Raw genomic sequence first — 6,278 nt, 5'->3', positions numbered from 1 at the left:
TGTGTAGTTGCAAGTGAAGATATAAACACTGATAATGATGCAATTGCAAATGTTGAAGATCTTGAAGTGCAATCAGCACCAATAGATGACATTGATGATGATTTAAGTACGAATAATGGCATTGATACAATATCAGCCGATTCAAATAATAAGAAAAAAGATCCGAATTTGGATTGTGAACTTGAAAAAACCGATGCATATGTTACCATTACCGCTAATGTTAATAAAAATGCAACTGGTAATGTTGCAATCAAAATTAAAGAAGTCAATGCTAAAAATTATAAAGTAAATACCACTGTTAAAATTAAAAACGGAACTGCAGTCTGGTCAGAATATATGGCATTTGATAAAGGGGATTACAATGCAGATATAACTTATTTGGGAGACAACAATTACCTTTTAACTTCCAAAACCAAAGTATTTGAAATAAAAAAATTAACAACTGATTTTGCTGTTCGCGTTTCAACATCCCAAAGCTTTGTTCAACTAGTAGCAATAGCCAATGCAGATGCAACAGGTACTGTAACAGTCAACATTAAAAGATTTGAAGAAGAAAACTACGCCGAATATGCAACCATAGATATGGAAAACGGAGTTGCAGTATGGCAGAATGAAATAGTATTCCCTAAAGGAGATTATGTTGTATTCACTAAATATAACGGAAATGAGGAATACTTCCCTGCTACAAATACACAAACATTCATGATTAAAAAAGACAGAACTGACTTGAATCTTACAGTTACAACAGACGATAGTTTCGTGAATCTAAACGCTAGCGTTAATCCGAATGCAACAGGTAACGTCATAATCTACATTAAAAATGTTGATGAGGAAAACTTCACTAAATATGCAACCGAAAAAATAGAAAACGGAACCGCAATCTGGGGAGAATTCATATCATTCAAAAAAGGGGATTATGAATTAAAAGCTGAATACACCGGTGACGATAATTTCTTCAAAGCTGAAAATACACAATCATTTACTATTGAAAAAGAAATGCCTGAAATCAATGTTGAAATTATACCTGACAAACAATTCGTAACAATAGCTGCAGTTGTCAGTGAAAATGCAACAGGTAATGTGACAATCCGCATAAAAACTGCTGAAGAAGAAAATTTTACAGAATATGCAACCATAGATTTAGAAGATGAACTTGCAGTCTGGTCAGATTCAGTACCTTTTGACAAAGGGGATTACGTTGCATTTGTAATGTACAACGGAGATGAAAAATACTTCAAAGCTGGAAACACACAAACATTTTCAATTAAAAAACAAATGCCTGAATTTGATGTGAATATCTCTATCGATAAGTTTCTCATTGTTTTAAATGCTACACTTCCTGAAAATGCAACCGGTAATGTGACAGTCAACATTAAAAGGTCTGATGAAGAAAACTACACAGAATACACAATTCTTGATGTGACCAATGGAACTGCAATCTGGGCGGACTTTGCTCCATTCAACAAAGGGGATTATGTAGCATACACAAAATATAACGGTGATGAAAATTACTTCGATGCTGAAAATACTCAAAATTTCACAATTGAAAAGGAATTCCCTGGAATGATAGTCAGCAGCAACGTCAATGGCACAACTGCCACCATCAACGTTACACTTCCAGAAAATGCAACAGGCACTCTATCTTTCGTCAATAACCAAACCGGCGAAATTACAAATGTCACTTTAAGCGGAACTCCTATTACATTTATTGAAGAGATTGGTGAAGGATACAACGTATTCATGATTTACTATTCCGGTGATGATTATTACTTTGGAGTTGCAAATACCGTTGTTGAAACTATTCAACTGGAAACTAGTTTATACACTAAAGATACAATCAACGTTACTTACCTCAATACTGCTAAAAAAGTTATAAACTTGCTAGTGTTAAATGAAACAGGCAACCCAATATCCAATGGAGAGACTGTTACCATTACAGTTAACAATCAAACATACAACGGAACCTTGGAAAACGGTACTGTAACCATTAGCATTCTAGCTAGCTATGCGAAAAAATTCATTCCAAACACATATATTGCAAACGTTACATTTGATGGTAATGATAATCTTAAAAATGCTTCAACCAGTTTCAAATTAGTTGTTAAAAAAGGAACCCCAAAATTAACCGCAGGTGCAAAAACATTCAAGGTAAGTACCAAAACCAAGAAATACACCATTACTTTGAAAAACCATAAAAACGGCTTAATGAAAAATGCTAAAGTTACTATAAAAGTAAACGGTAAAACCTTCAAAGCTACAACAAACGAAAAAGGTAAGGCAACCTTTAAAATAACTAACTTGAAAAAAAGAGCAATTTATTACGCATTAGTTAAATACAACACAAGCAAATACTACAATACAGTAAGTAAAAAAGTAAAAATTACAGTTAAAAGATAAGGAGATTAAATTCTCCTAACTTTTTCTTTTTTTAAAATTAATCTATTCTTAACGGCAAATTACCGATAACATTCGCTTTTTTTGAAATTGAAACTGTATCTTCTAAACGAACTCCAAATTCACCTTCCAAATATATTCCAGGCTCTACAGTTATAACCATGCCTTTTTCAATTACTGTTTCATCACGCATGGAAAATCCTGGAGTTTCATGAATATCCAAACCTAAACTATGGCCTGTTGAGTGGATAAATTTATCCTCATAACCATAATCTTTAATAATATCACGAGCCACCTTATCAATCTCACAGCATTTAAGACCCGGTTCAATTGCTTTTATTGCCTTATCATGTGCCTCGGCTACAATATCCCAAATTTCCTGCTGTTTTTCGGTAAAAACCATTGTACGAGTATTGTCTGAACAATAACCTTCAAAAATAGCTCCCCAATCAATTAAAATGGGTTGAGATAATTTTTTAGCTTCGGGAATTGCATGAGGCAGACTTGAAGCAGGACCACTTGTTACGATTGTGTCAAATGATTCTTTTGATGCACCGTTTTCAATCATGAATCTGTTGAGGTCAAATGCAACCTCCTTTTCAGTTCCATTATTGTTTAAAATATCCAACTTTAAAAAAGCCTTTTGAGCAATTTCTGTGGCTTTTGTTATTTTTTCTATTTCTGAAGGAGTTTTGATCATTCTCTGTTTGTCAATGTATGTTTTTGAATCAACTTCAAAGTCATCCCTAAACTTGACATATGTGCTGAATGGCAGTGTTGGTTCAATAGCCAAACTTTTTATTCCTTCTTTTTTCAAATCATCAACAATTACCTCAAATGATTCATATTTCCTAACTTCAATTGATGAGTCCCTATTTGCCAGTTCCATGTCCATTCCTGATGCATAAATAATTGGATTTTCTTTTATTATGCAAAAAGCGAAGCTGGTAGGCCTATATCCTGAAATATATTCGACATTTGTAAATTGTGTGAGCAAATAAGCTTGAAAATTATCTTTTTCCAAATCTCTTAAAATATTATTTATATGCAAATCCATGTTTAATTATTTAGAAAAAGTATTATAAAAAAATAAGGAATCTTACGATGACTCTTTAAATTGCTCTGATTTTATTTGTGCATCTTTTATTTCGCAGTATACTGCCCCAATACCCAGATATTGAGTTGCAAATATTAAAAATCCGAAAACCATCTCCCATAAATTATCCAGAGCAAAATCATGTAATGAGATAGATTTGATTAAGGTTAAAATTGTAATTAGTAATATAATAACTGTATACTCTCTTACATAATTGCGAAAACCAAATATTCTGATGCTTTTGTAAATGGCTTTAACATTAAATGCTTGAAGGATGCTTTTAGTGTCCGCCAGTCTTGCCAGCCCAATTTCGGCCAAAAAGGCGGTGATATAAAATACAACACCTCCTATAATGATAAACATCAGCATATATTCTGGAGAATTAATGAAAAACATATGAATTGTCTCTCGGTAGTGCAATAGCAGTTCGTGCAAATCAAATATCGGAACGCCAAATAATAATGTAGTAACTGACAATAAAAATGTTTGAAAAGAAACAAAAATCGCATAAACAATAGTTGATTTAATTCCAAAATTAACAACATCACTAGGTATTATCTTAGGTAACCTATATCCGTGATTTATCCTATCATGAGCAATAATCATTCCATATCCATTCAATAGAATTAATACTATGACTTGAGTTAGTCTACCCACTTCCCAACCAAAATAAGTTGTAGAATAATCCGGAATTAAATTGAAAAAAAATATCAATAGACATATGAATATGAAAAATACAACATTATAACTGCAGTAATCCCACACTTTTTTCAGTTTTGATAATGGCATAAATTACACACCAATATTATTTTTTTGAACTTAACTTATAAAAAACTATTTTTCAATCACAGATTAAAAAACATGAAATCAAATTGAAAATCAAAAAAAAGATAATTTTATTAAAGTCAAATTAGATATTTTAACATTATGTTTAAATTTACAAGTAGCGAAGTGAGAGATTTAATAATTGCATTTATTGTTATTTCGCTTTCTTTTGCAATAGCAAATTCCGGAAGGAATATGACTGCTGCACTTCATATATTGCCTATGATTATGGTTGGCGTAGGTGCAGGTTTCATATTGCACGAACTCGGACATAAATTTGTGTCAATGAAATATGGATACTGGGCAGAATTCAAATTATGGCCTCAAGGATTACTGTTTGCACTCATTACATCATTTTTCGGATTCGTATTTGCAGCACCTGGTGCAGTTTACACTTATGCGAATTACATGACTGATGAAATTAACGGTAAAATATCAATTGCAGGACCGATTGTTAATATAATCCTTGCAATAATCTTTTTAGCCATATGTGTAGCGGTTTACCCCTCAGCAGTTTACCCTTCTGCAATTTACTCCGAGACTTCAGTATTAATATTTATTGTTTGTGCTTTGGGTTATTCAATCAACAGCTTTTTAGCAGTGTTTAACTTACTTCCAATTGGAAACCTTGATGGATCAAAAGTATTGAGATGGAATATTGGAATCTGGATTATTACAATTGCCGTTGCAGGAATTATGACATTTATGTCAATGACAATGGGTGTTGAAAATATTGTTAGATTAATTATGGGAATTTAAAATGACGGAAAAACTTACATACTTCAAAGGTACTCATAGAGTAATTGCTCCTAAAAAAACAATTGAAATTAATGAAGATAAGCTGAAAATCGCTGGAATTACCCGTATTGCAGATATAACTGATTTAGATAGGATTGGACTTCCAATCTATACTGCAATTAGACCCACTGCTGAAGAAGGGGCAGTGAGTATTTATGGTGGAAAAGGAATCTCAAAAGACCATGCTAAGGCTTCTGCAATGATGGAAGGTTTTGAGAGATATTCCGCTGAAAAACAGACTTCAGATGATACCGTAATAGCCAATCTAGATGAGATATCAAAAAAAGGAAATTATATTGATCCAAAATCTTTAAACCTGCCAAAGGAATTGGAAAAAGGCGACATTTCCAGTTTGAATTTGGAGTGGAATCTGGCTCATGACATAATTTCAGGTGAGGATTATTATGTTCCATCAAATGCGGTTTATCATCCATATACTCATGAAAATTCTACAAATAGCCTATTTAAATCAAATACCAACGGTTTGGCTTCAGGTAATGTCCTTGATGAAGCAATTTTGCATGGAATGTTTGAAGTAATTGAGAGGGATGCATGGAGCATTTTTGAGCTTACCCATAAAAATTATGCGCAAATTGATTTAGACAGCATTGAAAGTGAAATCGTCAATGATGCCATTGACAAATTCGAATCTGAAGGCATTAAGATTAAATTAATGGATTTTACAGCAGACATTGATATTCCAACAATCGCCGCATCAGCCGATGATACAGTAACAAAAGATGCGGGACTTCTGACTTTGGGAATGGGAACTCACCTTGATCCCGAAGTTGCAATCCTAAGGGCTTTAACAGAAGTGGCCCAAAGTAGAGCAACTCAAATTAATGGAGCTCGTGAAGATACTGTAAGGGCAGATTTTGCCCGTGAAGCCGGCTATGAGCGAATGAAGAGAATAAACAAATATTACTTCAGAGAGGAAGATGAAAAAATCAGTTTAGAAGATATTGAAAATAAATCCACAACATCAATAACCGAAGATATTGAGATTGTTAAAGACGAACTGATATCTAATGACATCAGCAAAATTTTATACACCGATTTAACAAGACCCGAATTGGGCATCAGTGTTGTTCGTGTCATCATTCCCGAAATGGAAATTTATGCAATAGACCCTTCAAGAGCAGGTTATAGATTTTTAAAAGTATGA

The 6,278-nt window shown here is 33.2% G+C and carries 5 protein-coding genes; 3 read left to right on the top strand and 2 right to left on the bottom strand.

Going from position 1 to position 6,278, the window contains the following annotated elements:
• Positions 1-2,397 (top strand): hypothetical protein (locus tag ACJMLH_RS05010; RefSeq protein ID WP_405275326.1); only part of this gene is annotated, 2,397 nt, incomplete at its 5' end.
• A 37-nt stretch (positions 2,398-2,434) separates the two neighbouring features.
• Here the strand turns inward: ACJMLH_RS05010 and ACJMLH_RS05005 are convergent.
• Entirely contained in the window at positions 2,435-3,451 is a 1,017-nt protein-coding gene (locus ACJMLH_RS05005) for a M24 family metallopeptidase (protein ID WP_405275324.1), read from the bottom strand.
• Positions 3,452-3,493: 42 nt separating this feature from the next.
• Positions 3,494-4,279 (bottom strand): DUF4013 domain-containing protein, encoded by a 786-nt coding sequence (locus ACJMLH_RS05000; protein ID WP_405275322.1) that lies wholly within the window; start codon positions 4,277-4,279, stop codon positions 3,494-3,496.
• 138 nt (positions 4,280-4,417) lie between these two features.
• Here ACJMLH_RS05000 and ACJMLH_RS04995 point away from each other — a divergent pair, with 138 nt between their 5' ends.
• Together ACJMLH_RS04995 and ACJMLH_RS04990 are read left to right on the top strand one after the other, a co-directional pair.
• The gene (locus tag ACJMLH_RS04995) at positions 4,418-5,074 is read left to right on the top strand and encodes a site-2 protease family protein (protein WP_405275320.1); all 657 of its coding nucleotides are present in this window, start codon (positions 4,418-4,420) and stop codon (positions 5,072-5,074) included.
• A 1-nt stretch (position 5,075) separates the two neighbouring features.
• Positions 5,076-6,278 (top strand): YcaO-related McrA-glycine thioamidation protein, encoded by a 1,203-nt coding sequence (locus tag ACJMLH_RS04990; protein ID WP_405275318.1) that lies wholly within the window; start codon positions 5,076-5,078, stop codon positions 6,276-6,278.

Source organism: Methanobrevibacter sp. (assembly GCF_045116495.1).
Classification (GTDB): domain Archaea; phylum Methanobacteriota; class Methanobacteria; order Methanobacteriales; family Methanobacteriaceae; genus Methanocatella.
This window is presented reverse-complemented; position numbering and strand designations above follow the sequence as displayed.